11 protein-coding genes are annotated in these 14,583 nt (G+C 71.4%); 10 read left to right on the forward strand and 1 reads right to left on the reverse strand.

What is annotated here, in order from left to right; translation table 11 throughout:
* The first annotated feature begins 4 nt into the window (after positions 1 to 4).
* Genes ACFPCV_RS30325 through ACFPCV_RS30340 form a run of 4 tightly spaced genes read left to right on the forward strand, consistent with a single transcriptional unit; the run spans position 5 to position 4,748 of the window.
* Complete coding sequence (locus ACFPCV_RS30325) at positions 5 to 979, forward strand: carbohydrate ABC transporter permease (RefSeq protein ID WP_378059847.1); 975 nt, start codon at positions 5 to 7, stop codon at positions 977 to 979.
* Entirely contained in the window at positions 976 to 1,797 is an 822-nt protein-coding gene (locus tag ACFPCV_RS30330; RefSeq protein ID WP_378059848.1) for a carbohydrate ABC transporter permease, read from the forward strand. The genes ACFPCV_RS30325 and ACFPCV_RS30330 overlap by 4 nt, the downstream gene beginning before the upstream one ends.
* 16 nt (positions 1,798 to 1,813) lie before the next feature.
* Positions 1,814 to 3,328, forward strand: a complete 1,515-nt coding sequence (locus ACFPCV_RS30335) for a beta-N-acetylhexosaminidase (protein ID WP_378059850.1) — start codon at positions 1,814 to 1,816, stop codon at positions 3,326 to 3,328.
* Positions 3,329 to 3,377: 49 nt separating this feature from the next.
* Positions 3,378 to 4,748, forward strand: coding sequence for a cellulose binding domain-containing protein (locus ACFPCV_RS30340; protein ID WP_378059851.1), 1,371 nt, complete (start codon positions 3,378 to 3,380; stop codon positions 4,746 to 4,748).
* Positions 4,749 to 4,950: 202 nt separating this feature from the next.
* Here the strand turns inward: ACFPCV_RS30340 and ACFPCV_RS30345 are convergent, their stop codons facing one another.
* Positions 4,951 to 5,349, reverse strand: coding sequence for a type III secretion system chaperone family protein (locus ACFPCV_RS30345; RefSeq protein WP_378059852.1), 399 nt, complete (start codon positions 5,347 to 5,349; stop codon positions 4,951 to 4,953).
* 212 nt (positions 5,350 to 5,561) lie between these two features.
* On the opposite strand from ACFPCV_RS30345, the gene ACFPCV_RS30350 reads away from it, so the two are divergent.
* From ACFPCV_RS30350 to ACFPCV_RS30375, 6 genes are all read left to right on the forward strand, one after another.
* A complete protein-coding gene (locus ACFPCV_RS30350) occupies positions 5,562 to 5,720 on the forward strand; it encodes a DUF6307 family protein (RefSeq protein WP_378059853.1) in 159 nt (52 codons plus the stop codon).
* Between the two features lie 70 nt (positions 5,721 to 5,790).
* Positions 5,791 to 6,636: a molybdenum cofactor guanylyltransferase gene (gene mobA / locus ACFPCV_RS30355; RefSeq protein WP_378059854.1), complete on the forward strand. Its 846-nt coding sequence runs from the start codon at positions 5,791 to 5,793 to the stop codon at positions 6,634 to 6,636.
* 16 nt (positions 6,637 to 6,652) lie between these two features.
* On the forward strand, positions 6,653 to 8,455 hold the full coding sequence (locus tag ACFPCV_RS30360) for an aldehyde ferredoxin oxidoreductase family protein (RefSeq protein WP_378059855.1): 1,803 nt from the start codon (positions 6,653 to 6,655) through the stop codon (positions 8,453 to 8,455).
* A 67-nt stretch (positions 8,456 to 8,522) separates the two neighbouring features.
* Entirely contained in the window at positions 8,523 to 11,483 is a 2,961-nt protein-coding gene (gene fdhF, locus ACFPCV_RS30365) for a formate dehydrogenase subunit alpha (protein ID WP_378059857.1), read from the forward strand.
* Between the two features lie 108 nt (positions 11,484 to 11,591).
* Positions 11,592 to 13,355: an NAD(P)H-dependent oxidoreductase subunit E gene (locus tag ACFPCV_RS30370; RefSeq protein ID WP_378059858.1), complete on the forward strand. Its 1,764-nt coding sequence runs from the start codon at positions 11,592 to 11,594 to the stop codon at positions 13,353 to 13,355.
* The gene (locus ACFPCV_RS30375; RefSeq protein ID WP_378059859.1) at positions 13,352 to 14,572 is read left to right on the forward strand and encodes a molybdopterin molybdotransferase MoeA; all 1,221 of its coding nucleotides are present in this window, start codon (positions 13,352 to 13,354) and stop codon (positions 14,570 to 14,572) included. The genes ACFPCV_RS30370 and ACFPCV_RS30375 overlap by 4 nt, the downstream gene beginning before the upstream one ends.
* The last annotated feature ends 11 nt before the right edge of the window (positions 14,573 to 14,583 follow it).

The raw sequence follows: 14,583 nt of genomic DNA on the forward strand, positions 1-14,583 counted from the left end.
GAACGTGACCGCACCCGGCCACAGTCCACCTCGACACCGCACCGTCGCCGGGACGCGGCCAACACATGGGGAGCCGGGGCGGCGGACTGGTCGCCGCCGGGCCTTCTGGCCGTACCTGCTCATCGCGCCGACCCTGCTGGCGACCGCCTACCTGCTGGTGTATCCGTTGCTGCGCAACGTGATCATCTCGTTCCAGCACTTCGGGATGGCCGAGCTGATCCGCGGCGGAGCGACCTTCGCCGGGTTCGCCAACTACACCGCGGTGCTCAGCGACCCCGAGTTCTGGTCGGTGACGGGTCGCACGCTGCTGTTCACCGCGGTCAACGTCGTGCTGATCATGGTGCCGTCCACGTTGGTCGCGCTCCTGGTCGTGCGGCTGGGCCGGGCGATGCGACTGCTGGTGCTCGGCGGGCTCGTGCTCACCTGGGCCACTCCGATGATCGCCGCCACCACGGTGTTCCAGTGGATGTTCTCCTCCCAGCTCGGCGTCGTGAACTGGGCGCTGGTGTCGCTGGGCTTCGAGCAGTTCCGCGGCCACACCTGGTTCGCCGACGGACCGCAGACCTTCGCGATCCTCGTGGTGCTGATCGTGTGGCAGTCCGTGCCGTTCGCCGCGCTGACCCTGTACGCCGCGATGACCACGGTGCCCCACGAGCTGTACGAGGCGGCGCGGATCGACGGCGCGGGCGGGTTCCGGTCGTTCCGCTCGATCACCTTTCCCGTGCTGCGGCCCATGTTCGGGCTCGTCACCTGCCTGGAGGTGATCTGGGTCGGCAAGGCGTTCGTGCAGATCTGGGTGATCAGCGAGGGCGGCCCCGGCCGGGCGACGACCACGCTGCCGGTGTACGCCTACCAGGTCGCGCAGTCGCTGCACCGCTACGACCTCGGCGCCGTGGTCTCCATGCTCATGGTGCTGCTGCTGGCGCTCGCGCTGCTGTTCTACTTCCGGCACATGTTCCGCGAGGAGGCCGCCACATGACGGCTCGGCTGACCAGGAACCTGGCGGCACTGCTCGTGTTCGTGGTCTCGGTGTTCCCGGTGTACTGGATGGTGCTGACCGCGTTCAAACCGACGCGGGAGATCCAGGCGGAGACGCCGACGTTCTGGCCGTCCGCGCTGACGTTCGAGCACTTCGCCACAGCCGTGGCGGCGCAGGGGTTCTGGTCGTTCTGGCGCAACAGCCTGCTGGTGGCCTGCTCGGCGGTCCTGCTGTCGCTGGTGGTGGCGCTGCTCGCCGCGTACGCGGTGGCCAGGCTGCGGTGGAAGGGCAGGCGTGGCTTCATCCTCATGGTGTTCATCGCGCAGATGACGCCGTGGGAGGCGCTGCTGATCCCGATGTACGTCATCGCGCGGGACACGGGGATGCTCGACACGCTGGCCATGCTGACGCTCGTCTACTTCATGATCACCCTGCCCTTCACGATCGTCACCCTGCGCAGCTTTCTCGCGGCCATCCCGGTCGAACTGGAGGAGGCGGCCCAGGTGGACGGCTGTGACCGGGCCGCCGCGTTCCGGCGCGTCGTGCTCCCCCTCCTCGCGCCCGGTCTGCTGGCCACCTCGCTGTTCGGGTTCATCACCGCGTGGAACGAGTTCGCCTTCGCCAACCTGCTGATCATCAAGGACCAGGACGACCGCACCCTGCCGGTCTGGCTGTCCTCGTTCAGCAACACGTTCGGCACCGACTGGGGCGCGACCATGGCCGCGTCGACCCTGTTCATGCTGCCCGTGCTGGCGATCTTCCTGGTGTTGCAGAGGAAAGTGACCGCCGGTATCACCGGCGGCGCGGTCAAGGGCTGAGAACCGGAGGCGGCACGTGATCCTGCCACGACCGACACGCCTGCGTCAGCGGGCAGGCCAGTTCCTGTTCGGGCCGGCAACGGCGCTCCGCGCCACCCGGGGCGCCGAACCGGCAGCGCGGCTCCTGCGGCGCTACCTTCGCCCGGCGACCGGGTTGCCGCTCCCGCTAGCAGCCGACGGGACCGTGCTCCTCGCGCTCGACGAGCAACTCGTGGGTCTCGGCGACGAGGGCTACGCGTTGACGGTGAGCGAGCAGGCCGTGGTGCTGCGGGCCCGGCGCCTGGCCGGGTTGCGGCACGGCGTGCAGACCATCAGGCAGCTGCTGCCGGTCGAGGTGCTGGGGGAGACGGCGGCGCCGGGCGTGCGGTGGACCCTGCCGTGTGTCGACGTCACCGACATGCCCCGGCTGCCGTGGCGCGGCGCGATGCTCGATGTCGCAAGGCACTTCCAGCCGGTGCGGTTCCTGCGCCGCTTCGTGGACCTGCTGGCACTGCACAAGCTCACCGTGCTGCACCTGCACCTGACCGACGACCAGGGCTGGCGCATGCCGGTCGCCGCCTACCCGGCGCTCACCGAGGTCGGTGGCCTGCGGTCGTCGACGCAGCTCGGCCCGGCGGGCAGCGACCGCTTCGACGGCGTCCCGCACGGCGGCGCCTATACGACCGCGGAGCTGCGCGGGCTCGTGGACTACGCGGCCGAGTGCGGCGTCCGGATCATGCCCGAGATCGACATGCCGGGGCACGCGCGGGCCGCGCTCGCCGCCTACCCGTGGCTGGGCAACCGGCCGGAGCGGCGGCTTCCCGTGTGGACGGAGTGGGGGATCTCCGACGCGGTCCTCGGTGTGCACGACCGGGTCCTCGACTTCGTCCGCACGGTGCTCGGCGAGGTCATGGACGTCTTCCCCGGCGAGCACGTGCACATCGGCGGCGACGAGGTTCCGGTGACCGAGTGGGCGGCGAGCCAGGAGGCGCTGGCGCGGGTCGCCGAGGAGGGACTGGCCGGCCCGCACGCGCTGCGCGGCTGGTTCCTCGGCCGGGTCGGCGGCTTTCTCCTTGCGCACGGGCGGACACCGGTCTGCTGGGACGACAGTGGTGACGGAGCCAGGGACGGCAGCCCGCTCGACCCGCGCACGGTCGTCATGCCGTGGCAGGACACCGTCGACGGACCACCCCGGCGCGGTCACCCCGTCGTGCTCGCCCCGTACCGCGCGACCTACCTGGACTATCCACAGTCGACCGATCCGGACGAGCGCGCCGGCCAGCCAGGTGCGGTGGTGACCATGTCGGACGTGTACCACCAGCAGATTCCCGAGGACCCGGCCGTGCTCGGCAGCCAGTGTCAACTGTGGACGGAGCAGGCGCCGAGGCCGCAGGACGTCGAGTACCTCGCGTTCCCCCGGCTCTGCGCGCTGGCCGACGCCCTGTGGTCGGCCAAACCCGAATGGGCCGCGTTCGGCGCCGCGATGGCGGTGCACGAGCGCAGGCTGGCGGCCATGTCCGTGGCCTGCCGGTCGTTGACCGCGACTCCATGAAAGGAGGTCCTGCAAGCCCCGTACGCACCCTGCACGTACCGGAGGAGAAATGTTCCGCAGAACCCTGGCCGTCGCCGCCGCGGCGGCAGCCGTGACCACGTTCCTGCACGCACCCGCGGCCGCCGCCGCGGACGCCCTCACCGCCAACCACCGCACCAGCGCCACGGGCGCCACCACCGACCAGGTGGAACCGTGGTTCACCATCACGAACACCGGCTCGACCACCATCCCGCTCTCCGACGTCACGCTGCGGTACTACTTCCGCGGCGAGACCCCGGACGTCGGCTACCGCTTCGCCTGCTCGTGGGCGGTGCGCGGCTGCGCCAACGTCACCGGCACCTTCCAACCGCTGTCCACCCCGACGGCGAAGGCGGACCGCTACCTGGAGGTCGGGTTCACCTCGGGCGCCGGGTCGCTGGCACCCGGCGGCACGACCGGCGACCTGCAACTGCGCTTCTACCGCACCAACTGGGGTCCGATCACCCAGACCGACGACTACTCGTTCGCCAACCGCACCGCGTACGCACCGGCGTCCACTGTGACCGTCCAACGTGGTGGGACGACCATCTGGGGCACCGGCCCCGGCGGTGACGGCCCCGGTGACCCGCCCGACCCGCCGGATCCCACCGGTGAGGTCCTGTTCGACGACTTCGCGTACACCTCGTCGAGCGACCCGAGGATCGGCCAGCGCGGGTGGACCGTGCGTTCGGGCGGCGGCGGGCCTGGTGTGCCGGGCGCGGTGTGGGATCCGTCCCTGGTCACGTTCCCGTCCGTGGGCGGCAACCAGGTGCTGCAACTGGAGTCGTCGAACAACGGGTCGAGCGCACGGCAGACGGAGCTGTACCACCAGCGCAAGTTCTTCGAGGGCACGTACGGCGCGCGGGTGTACTTCACCGACACGCCGGTGCGCGGCATCGACGGCGACCACGTGGTGCAGACGTTCTTCACCATCACACCGCTGAACGCCCCGATGGACCCGGACTACGGCGAGCTGGACTTCGAGTACCTGCCGAACGGCGGCTGGGGCGAGCCGTCGAACATCCTGTACTCGACGACGTGGGAGACCTACCAGAACGAGCCGTGGGTCGCCGACAACATCCACACCGAGCAGCGCACCAGCTTCTCCGGCTGGCACGACCTGGTGATCCAGGTGGCGTCCGGCCGCGTGCGCTACTACGTGGACGGGAACCTGTTCGCCGACCACGGCGACCGGTACTACCCGGAGACGCCGATGTCGATCAACTTCAACCTGTGGTTCATCGCCGGCGGCCTGGTCGGCCAGCCGGGGGACCGCGCCTACCAGGAACGGGTCGACTGGGTCTACTTCGCGGAGAACGAGGTGGTCAGCCCGGCCCAGGTCACGGCAAGGGTCGGCGGCTACCGCACGTCCGGCGTGACACACGTCGACACCGTGCGGTGAGCGACGCGGTGGGGAGCGGCCCGGCCACTCCCCACCGCGCTGCCCGTACCTCGGTCGGGCGCGTAGCGCCCCGGGGTCTGGTGCTGTGTAAGGGCGAGTTGACGGCAGGACCGGTGTCCCGAACGGAATCGATCAGCTGGAGTGCTGCCGAATCCGCGCCCCGTGACGGTGGCGCCGCCTTGTCCGTCGACGGCGGCCTCGCTCAGTACCGGTCGCCCCGGGTGAGTTCGTCCTCGAGCTCGTCGGCGCGGGCGACCAGCAGCGTCATGGGGCGTTCGAACTCTTCTCGCACGCTCAGGTCCTCCAGCGGAAGGGTGTGCTTGAGCAACGCGACACCGTCCACGATGGCCGCGCCGCCGACGAGCGATGTGCCCGCCAGTTCGAGAAGCCGGCGTGGATCGATCGCGTCGGCCCGGCCGACCGGCGAGGAGATCTCGACCCACGCCACGCCGTCGGCATCGCCTGCGGGCACGTGATGGACCGCGACCTGCTGGGTCCGGTCCCCGTCGGTGTCGAGGCGGAAGCGCAGCCAGCCGTCGGTCTCCTCCAGCACTTCGTAGCGTGTCCGGACATAGCTGATCACGTCGGTCCAAGTGGTCACCGTTTGTTGCCCTTCCCGGCCTGCCGGTCTCCGCGTCGCGATGAGCATCTCATGGGCCCGCGACAGGGTGATCTCTGGACGGTGTACAGTTATTGGACGTTGTCCAGATTCGTGGTCGACCACCGCGACTGGTGCGGGATCCGCCCTCGTCGTCGAGGTTCGACCGCTGGGCTTCGCGGGTCGCCGCGTGCCTCGCCTACAAGGAGAAACAGATGACCGACACCAAGTTCGTCTCCCGCTACGACCAGCGCGTCGCGTTCGTGCAGGACGTGCTCCAGCAGAACTCCGCCCTCGGCGCCGAGTCCGCGCGCGACCTCGCGGTACAGGTCGTGTACGCCATCGATCACATCCCCGAGGCGACGACGCGATAGGAACGTTCTGTCCGGGTGGCCGACGTGGGCGCCCGGACCGGTCCGGCCGGGCCGTGACTACCATCGGAAGATGGTCAGTGCGGCGGGTGTGGTGCTCGCGGGTGGTCGGTCATCGCGCATGGGGACGGCGAAGGCCGGGTTGGAGTGGCACGGCTCGACGCTGCTGTACCGGGCGGCCGCCGTGCTCGCCAGGTCGGTCGACGGGCCGGTCGTGGTGGTGGCCGCGCCGGGGCAGGAGCTGCCCGAGCTGCCTGCCGGGGTCGAGGTCGTCGCGGACCCCGTGGAGGGGCTCGGGCCGATGCAGGGGCTCGCGGCCGGGCTGGCCGCGGTCCAGGACCGGGCCGGTGCGGCCTTCGTGTGCTCCACCGACCTGCCCTTCCTGCATCCCGCCTACGTTCGGCGGGTGCTGCGCGCGCTCACCGACGACGTGGACGTCGCCCTGCCGGTGGCGCGCGGCTTCCGGCAGCCCCTGGCCGCCGCCTACCGGACCGGGATCGCCGGGCTCGTCTCGGATCTCCTCGCCCGGGGCCTGCGGAAACCCGGCATGATCTTCAAGCACTGTGCCGTGACCCAGCTCGACGACGACGCCCTGCTCGCGGACGTGACCCTCGCGAAGTACGACCCGGAGCTGGATTCCGTGGTCAACGTCAACACCGCGCAGGACTACCGGGCCGCGCGGGACCGGGAGCCGCCCGAGGTCGTGGTCGAGCGGTTCGGGGTGCTGGCCAAGGGTGGCGGGCAGCGGCCCCGCACGGTGCCCGCCGCGACGATCGGAGCCGCGGCCGACGCGGTCGGGGTGACCCTGGACCGGCACGTGATCGCCGCGCTCAACGGGGACCAGGTCACCAAGGACGGCCGTCTCCCGTTGGTCACCGGGGACACCGTGGCCTTCCTCTCGGCCGACGCCGGCGGATAGGGCATACAGTAGACACATGGCGCCAGGTGGATTTTTCGGAAAGGCGCTCGTCGTCGACGTGCGTGGTGACGACGTCACGGGCACGACGTTCGCCATCGACGACCACGTCCTGCGGGCGTACCTCGGTGGGGTCGGCCTCGGTACGTGGCTCATGCACCGGCTCGCCCCGCCGCGTGTCGACCCGCTCGCACCGGACGCGCCGCTCGCGTTCGTGTTCTCCGCGCTCGTCGGCACCCCGCTGACCACGAGCGCGAAGTTCGCCGTCGTCGCCAAGTCGCCCCTGACCGGGTTGCTCACCGACGCCCTGGCCTCCAGCCAGTTCGCGATCGCGGGCAAGCTCACCGGCCATGAGGCCATCGTCATCCGGGGCCGCGCCGACGAGCTGTCGGTCCTGCTGGTCGACGGGGACGGGCCGCGGCTCGAACCCGCTCCGGAACTGGCCGGGCTCTCGGCCGCCGACGCCGAGACCGCGGCCAAGGAGCGCTTCGGCCGCGGCTGGCGCACCGCCGCGATCGGGCCCGCGGGCGAGCGCGGCGTGCGGTACGCGACCATCAGCCACGACGGCAGGCACGCTGGCCGGGGCGGCCTCGGCGCGGTGCTCGGCGCGAAGAACATCAAGGCCGTGCTCGTGAAGGCGGCCACCAAGGTGGACGTCGCCGACCAGGCCGGGGTGCTCGCCGCGGCCAAGGACCTGCGTGCCCGCAGCTTCGGCCCGGCCACCGCCAAGTACCGCGAGCTGGGCACGCTCGCGAACCTGCTGGCGTTCAACGCGGTCAGCACGCTGCCGACCCGCAACTTCACCGCGGCCACCTTCGAGGAGGCCCCCCGGCTCGCCGCGGAGGAACTGCACGAGCTGCGGGGCGTCGCCCGCAACAGCTGCGCGTCCTGCTCCATCGGCTGCGAACACATCTACAGCCGCAAGGGTGGCGGCAGCCAGCGCATGGAGTACGAGAACGTCTTCGCGCTCGGCCCGTTGTGCGGCGTCTCCGACCCGGACGACGTCTTCGCCGCCAGCGCCCGCTGCGACGAGCTCGGCATCGACACGATCTCCGCGGGCGGCACGATCGCGTGGGCCATGGAATGCGCCGAGCGCGGCCTGATCGACGAGCCGTGGCTGCGGTTCGGCGACGGGGCAGCCCTGCTCAAGGCCCTGGACGCCATCGGAACCCGGGAGCCGGGGCTGGGGGAGCTGCTCGCCGAGGGCTCCCGCCGGGCGGCGGGCCGGGTCGGGCACGGCTCGCTCGACTTCGCGGCGCAGGTCAAGGGCCTGGAGATGCCCGGCTACGAGCCGCGCAGCCTGCAGTCCATGGCGCTGGGCCTCGCCGTCAACGCACGCGGCGCCGACCACAACCGCTCCGGCGCGTACGAGGCCGACCTGTCCGGTGACCTCGACCGCTTCGCCGGTGGCGAGGCGCACGTCGCCGCCGCCGTCCAGACCGAGGACAAGGCCGCGGTCATGGACTCGATGATCCTGTGCAAGTTCCTCCGCGGGGTCTTCGAGGACCCGTTCACCGAGTGGGCGCGGCTGCTCGCCCTCGTCACCGGCTGGGACATCGACGCCGAGGAGCTGCACGCGGCCGCCCGCCGGATCGTCCGCGCGAAACGGGCGTACAACCTGCGGGAAGGCGCCACCGCGGCCGACGACACGCTGCCCGTCCGGATGCTCGAAACGCCCCTCGAACTCGGCTCCGGCCGCACCGCCACGCTGACCGCGGACCGGCTCCGCGCCATGGTCGCCGGGTACTACGCGGCACGGGGTCTCGACGAGGACGGCGCGGTGGCCCACACCGATCTGGCGGATCTTCACCTCCCGGCATAACGTCGGCCTCACGAGCCGAGAGCCGGAACTGTATGCTGTATGCAATGCCAGGAGAGACGGAGCGACGATGACGACTCTCGAGAACGCGGAGACGTCCGTGCGGACGGTTTCGGCCGAGATCGACGGCCGGTCGGTGACCGTGCCGGAGGGCACGACGATCTACGATGCCGCGAAACAGGCCGGGGTCGACATCCCCGTGCTGTGCCACAACGAGCGCTACGACCCGGTGGGCGTGTGCCGCATGTGCGTGGTCGACACGGGTGGCCGGGTGCTGGCCGCCGCGTGCGTGCGCCCGTGCGAGGACGGCATGACCGTCCAGACCGCCACCGAGGAGATCGAGCGGCAACGGGCCACGCTCACCGAGCTGCTGGTCGCCGACCAGCCCCCGCGCGCCGAGGACCCGAAGCAGAACAAGACCGGCGACAACCTGCTGCTGGAGCTGGCCGACCGGTTCGACGTGGCCAGGGAGACCACCGAGCTGCCGTGCGGCTCCGGGCGCGGGGTCGACCTGTCGAACCCGGTCATCGAGGTCAACCACGACGCCTGCATCCTGTGCGACCGCTGCGTGCGCGCCTGCGACGACGTGCAGGGCAACGACGTCATCGGCCGGTCGGGCAAGGGCTACGAGACCCTCATCGCGTTCGACCTCAACGACCCGATGGGCCAGAGCTCGTGCGTGACCTGCGGTGAGTGCGTGCAGGCGTGCCCGACGGGCGCGCTGACCAACAAGTCCATCAACAACATCCCGATCCAGCCGCGCGAGCAGCTCGACGCCGTCGACAGCGTCTGCCCGTACTGCGGCGTCGGCTGCGCGCTGACCTACTACGTCGACCGCGAGCGCGGCGCGATCTCCTTCGCCGAGGGCCGCGACCAGCCAGGGTCGCAGAGCCGCCTGTGTGTGAAGGGCCGCTACGGCTGGGACTACGCCGCCTCCCCGCAGCGGCTCACCAAGCCGCTCATCCGGATCGACTCCGCCTACCCGAAGAGCGCGCTGTCCGAGGACGTCCGCGGCGACAACGACCGCGGCCGGGTCGAGGGCGGCAACCGCGGTGGCGGTGGCCGGGGCGACGGGAAGTCCGGCAAGAAGCTGGGCCGCGACGGCCGCCGCAAGCCGGGCGGGCTCGTCGACTACGACGAGGTCATGCCCTACTTCCGGGAGGCGACCTGGGAGGAGGCGCTCGACCTGGTCGCCAGGCGGCTCAGGGAGGTCCACGCCAAGGGCGGCCCCGGCGCCATCGCGGGCTTCGGCTCGGCGAAGTGCTCCAACGAGGAGGCCTATCTCTTCCAGAAGCTGATCCGCACCGGGTTCGGCACCAACAACGTCGACCACTGCACCCGCCTGTGCCACGCGTCGTCGGTCGCGGCGCTGTTCGAGGGGGTCGGCTCCGGCGCGGTCTCCACCACCTACGGCGACGTCGCGAACGCCGAGGTCGTGATCATCACCGGCTCGAACCCGACCGCCAACCACCCGGTCGCGAGCTCGTTCTTCAAGCAGGCCCGCCGCAACGGCACGAAGATCGTCTACGTCGACCCGCGCGCCAGCACGGTCGCCGAGCACGCCGACTACCACTGCCAGGTCAAGCCGGGCACCGACGTGGCGTTCTACAACGCGATCATGCACGAGGTGATCCGGCTCGGGCTGATCGACCGCGAGTTCATCGCGGCCAGGGTGTCGGGCTACGACGAGCTGGCCCGCACGGTCGCCGACTACCCACCGGAGCGGGCCGCGCAGATCACCGGCGTTGACGCGGACCTGATCCGCGAGGTCGCGAAGGTGTGGGGCGAGGCGAAGGCAGGCGTCATCTACTGGGGGATGGGCATCTCCCAGCACACCACCGGCACCGACAACGCCCGCTGCCTGATCGCGCTGTGCTCCATCACCGGCAACGTCGGCAAGCCCGGCGCGGGGCTGCACCCGCTGCGCGGCCAGAACAACGTGCAGGGCGCGTCCGACGCGGGCCTGATCCCGATGTTCCTCCCCGACTACCAGGGCGTCGACCAGGAGCAGGTCCGGCTGCGGTTCGAGGAGGCGTGGGGCACCGAGCTCGACCCGAACCGGGGCCTCACCGTCACCGAGATCATCGGGTCGGTGCTCAAGCCGGACGGTGTGCGCGGCATGTACATGCTCGGCGAGAACCCGTTCCTGTCCGACCCGAACATCAACAAGGTCCGGAAGGCCCTCGCGGCGCTGGACTTCCTCGTGGTGCAGGACATCTTCCTCACCGAGACCGCCGAGTTCGCCGACGTGATCCTGCCCGCCTCCTCCTACCTGGAGAAGGAGGGCAGCTACACCAACACCGACCGGCGGGTGCAGCTCGGCCGCAAGGTGATGGACCCGCCGGGCGAGGCGCGGGTGGACTGGGAGATCGTGCAGGACATCGCCCAGCGCGTCGGGCTGGACTGGCGGTACGCCTCGCCGAGCGAGATCTTCGACGAGATGGTCGCGCTCATGCCGTCCTACGCCAACCTCAGGCACGACAACCTGGGCCTGTCCGGGAAGCTCTACCCGAACGAGGACCCGGACCACTCCGACGGCACGGTCGTGCTGTTCGACGAGCGGTTCAACACCGACGACGGGCTCGCGCACCTGGTGCCCGCGCAGTGGCTGCCTGCCAAGGAGCTGCCGGACGCGGAGTACCCGCTGGTGCTCAACACCGGCAGGCTCCTCGAGCACTGGCACACCGGGTCGATGACCCGCCGCTCCTTCGCGCTCGACACGATCGCGCCGGTCGCCGAGGTGTACCTGCACCCGAAGGACGCGGCGGACCGCGGTCTCGCGCACGGTGAGCTGGTGCGGGTGCGGTCACGCCGCGGCGTGATCGAGCTGCAGGTGCGGATCTCCCACCGCGAACAGCTGGGCAACTGCTTCATCCCGTTCCACTTCCGGGAGGCGGCGGCGAACCTGCTGACGATCGACGAGATCGACCCGTTCGGCAAGATCCCCGAGTTCAAGTTCTGCGCGGTGCAGGTTGAGGCGCTCGGCGCCGCGCACACGACCGAGTCGGACATCCTGGGAGCGGCGGAATGACACTCAGCACCAGGAGCGGAGCGAAGGAGCGGGCCTCGTCTGGACTGAGGAGCGCGCACAGGCGCGCCAGCGCCGAGCACGCGACGAGGGAAGACGAGGTCTGAGCGGATGAGCGAAGCGACCAATGTGACAGCACGTGCCGAAGCCGCGCGGGCCAGGTGGGTGCCTGGCGTCGAGGGGCGGGCGGGCAAGTTCCCCGGCCCCTCGCTGATCCCCGCGCTCAACGCGATCCAGGCGCGGCTTGGCTGGCTGCCCCGCGAGGAGCTGGAGGAGCTGGCCCGCGAGGTGCGGCGGCCGCGCTACGAGATCGAGGGCATCGTCTCGTTCTACCCGCACTTCCGCACCACGCCGCCGGCCAAGGTCGCGCTGCACGTCTGCCACGACCTGTCGTGCTGGCTGCGCGGCGGCGAGGACCGGATCGCCGCGGTCAAGGAGCGCTACGGGGCGGACACCGACGTCGAGCTGGTCGAGGTGTCCTGTCTCGGCCGCTGCGACGTCGCACCGGCCGCGGACGTCAACGAGCACCCCGCGCCGATGTCCGATGTGGACGCGCTGGTGGCCGCGGCCCGCGGGGACGGCGTGGGGCAGGCGCCGGCGCAGCGCCGCACCGATCCGTGGCCGAACGACCCGTACCCCTCCGGTACGGGTGTCGGCGAGCGGTACCAGGCGCTGCGGGCGCTGCTCTCCGGTGAGCTGAGCCCGCGGGACGTGGTCGCCACGCTGTCCGAGTCCGGGCTGCGCGGCATGGGTGGCGCCGGGTTCCCCACCGGCAAGAAGTGGGAACTCGTCGCGGGTACCGACGACCCGGTGAAGTACGCGATCTGCAACGCGGACGAGTCCGAGCCGGGCACGTTCAAGGACCGCCAGATCCTCGCCGACCAGCCGCACCTCGTGCTCGAAGGGCTGCTGCTCGGCATGGCCGTGGTCGGCGCGGAGCTGGGGTACGTGTTCATCCGGCACGAGTACGGCCCCGAGGAACGCGTGCTGCGCGCGGAGATCGACGCGTTGCGCGCCGCCGGTGTCGTCGGGCCGGACGCGTGCGGTTCCGGCCGCAGGCTCGACCTGGAGATCTTCGTCTCGCCCGGCGGGTACATCCTCGGTGAGGAGACCGCGCTGCTCGAGTGCATGGAGGGCCATCGGGGCGAGCCGCGCAACAAGCCGCCGTTCCCGGGCAACTACGGCCTGCACGGGCGGCCGACGCTGATCAACTCGGTGGAGACGTTCGCGGACGTGCCGGTGATCCTGCGGCGCGGCGCCCAGTGGTGGACCACGCAAGGGCTCGGCGACTCGGTCGGCTGGAAGTTCTTCGCCGTCTCCGGGCACGTCACCAGTCCTGGCGTGTACTGCGTGCCGATGGGCACGACCGTCCGCGCGCTCATCGACCTCGCCGGTGGTGTCGAGGGCGGCAAGGCCGTCGGCGCCGTGCAGCCCGGCGGCGCGTCGTCCAACTTCATCGGGCCCGACCAGCTGGACCTCGAACTGGACTTCGGCACGCTCGCCAAGGCGGGCACGATGCTCGGCTCCGGTGCTCTCGTCGTGCTGGCCGAGGGCACGGACCTGCTGGCCGCGGCCACGAACGTGCTCCGGTTCTTCCGCAACGAGTCCTGCGGCAAGTGCGTGCCCTGCCGGGTGGGCTCCACCAAGGCGCACACGCTGCTGCGCGACCAGCTGGACACCGGTTCGTCCACGTTGGACGACGCGCAGCGAGCGCAGGTGCTGCGGCTGGAGGAAGCGATGCGCAAGACGTCGATCTGCGGGCTGGGACAGGTCGCGCTCGGTCCCGTGGTGTCGGTGCTCGGCCTCGACAAGGGCGGGGCCGCGGCGCGGCCGCAACCCCGTCCCGGTGGGGCGAAGGAGCAGCCGGGTCGTTGACAGGCAAGGAGTTCTTCTCCGTCCGCACGGTCGCCGACGCGCTCGCGGGTTTCCGTCCCGGCCACCGGACGGCGGTCGAGGTCGTGTCGCTGTTCGACGCGCTCCACCGGGTCCCCGCCGAGGAGGTACGCGCTCCCACTGCGCTGCCGGGCTTCGCGAAGTCCACTGTGGACGGGTTCGCGGTGCGGGCCGCCGACACCTACGGCGCGTCCGACGGACTGCCGTCCTACCTCGACCTGCTCGGCGCGGTGCGGATGGGCGCGGCACCGGAGGTCGCGGTGCGGTCCGGAGGTGCGGTGGCGATGCCGACCGGGGGCGTGCTGCCCGATGGCGCCGACGCCGTGGTGATGGTGGAGTACACGGCCGAGACGATGCCCGGCACGATCGAGGTCACCCGGCCGGTCGCGCCGGGCGGTGGTCTCGTGCGGGCCGACGAGGACGTCGCGGCCGGTGCGCCGCTCGTGGCCGCCGGACGGCCGTTGCGGGCACCGGACCTCGGGATGCTCGCGGCGGCCGGGGTCACGTCGGTCGCCGTGCACGCGCGGCCACGGGTGGCGATCATCTCCACCGGCGACGAGGTCGTCCCGCCCTCCACCGTGGACCTGGCGGCCGGGCAGGTGCGGGACGCGACCGCGTCCGCGCTGGCCGGGCTCGTGGTCGACGCCGGTGGTGCGCCGGTCATCGCCGGGATCGTCGGCGACGAGCCCGGCGCGTTGAAGGACAGGCTGACCGAGGTGCTGGCGGACGCCGACCTGGTGGTCGTCTCGGCCGGTTCGTCGGTCGGCGCCCGCGACGAGACCGCAGGGGCCGTCGCCGCGGTCGGTTCCGTGTGGTGCCACGGGCTCGCGATCAAGCCGGGCAAGCCGACGCTGCTCGCGGACTGCGGCGGGATCCCGTTGCTCGGGCTGCCCGGCAACCCGCTGTCGGCGCTGGTCGTGTTCGGGCAGGTGGGGGTGCCGCTGCTGTGGCGGCTGTCCGGCTGCGAGACGCCGCCGCCCGCGCCGAGCACGCGCGCCAGGCTCGCCCGTGACCTGGCGTCCGCAGCCGGACGGCTCGACGTGGTGCAGGTCCGGCTGCGCGACGGGGTGGCCGAGCCGGTGTTCGGGCCCTCCGCGCTGCTCTCGGTGCTGACCCGCGCCGACGGCTACCTGGTCGTGCCGGAACCGGCGACCGGGCTCGACGCCGGTTCCGACGTGGAGGTCATCCTGTACCGATGAGCGGAGCTTGC

It is taken from the genome of Actinophytocola glycyrrhizae, from assembly GCF_042653545.1.
Taxonomy (GTDB): domain Bacteria; phylum Actinomycetota; class Actinomycetes; order Mycobacteriales; family Pseudonocardiaceae; genus Actinophytocola; species Actinophytocola glycyrrhizae.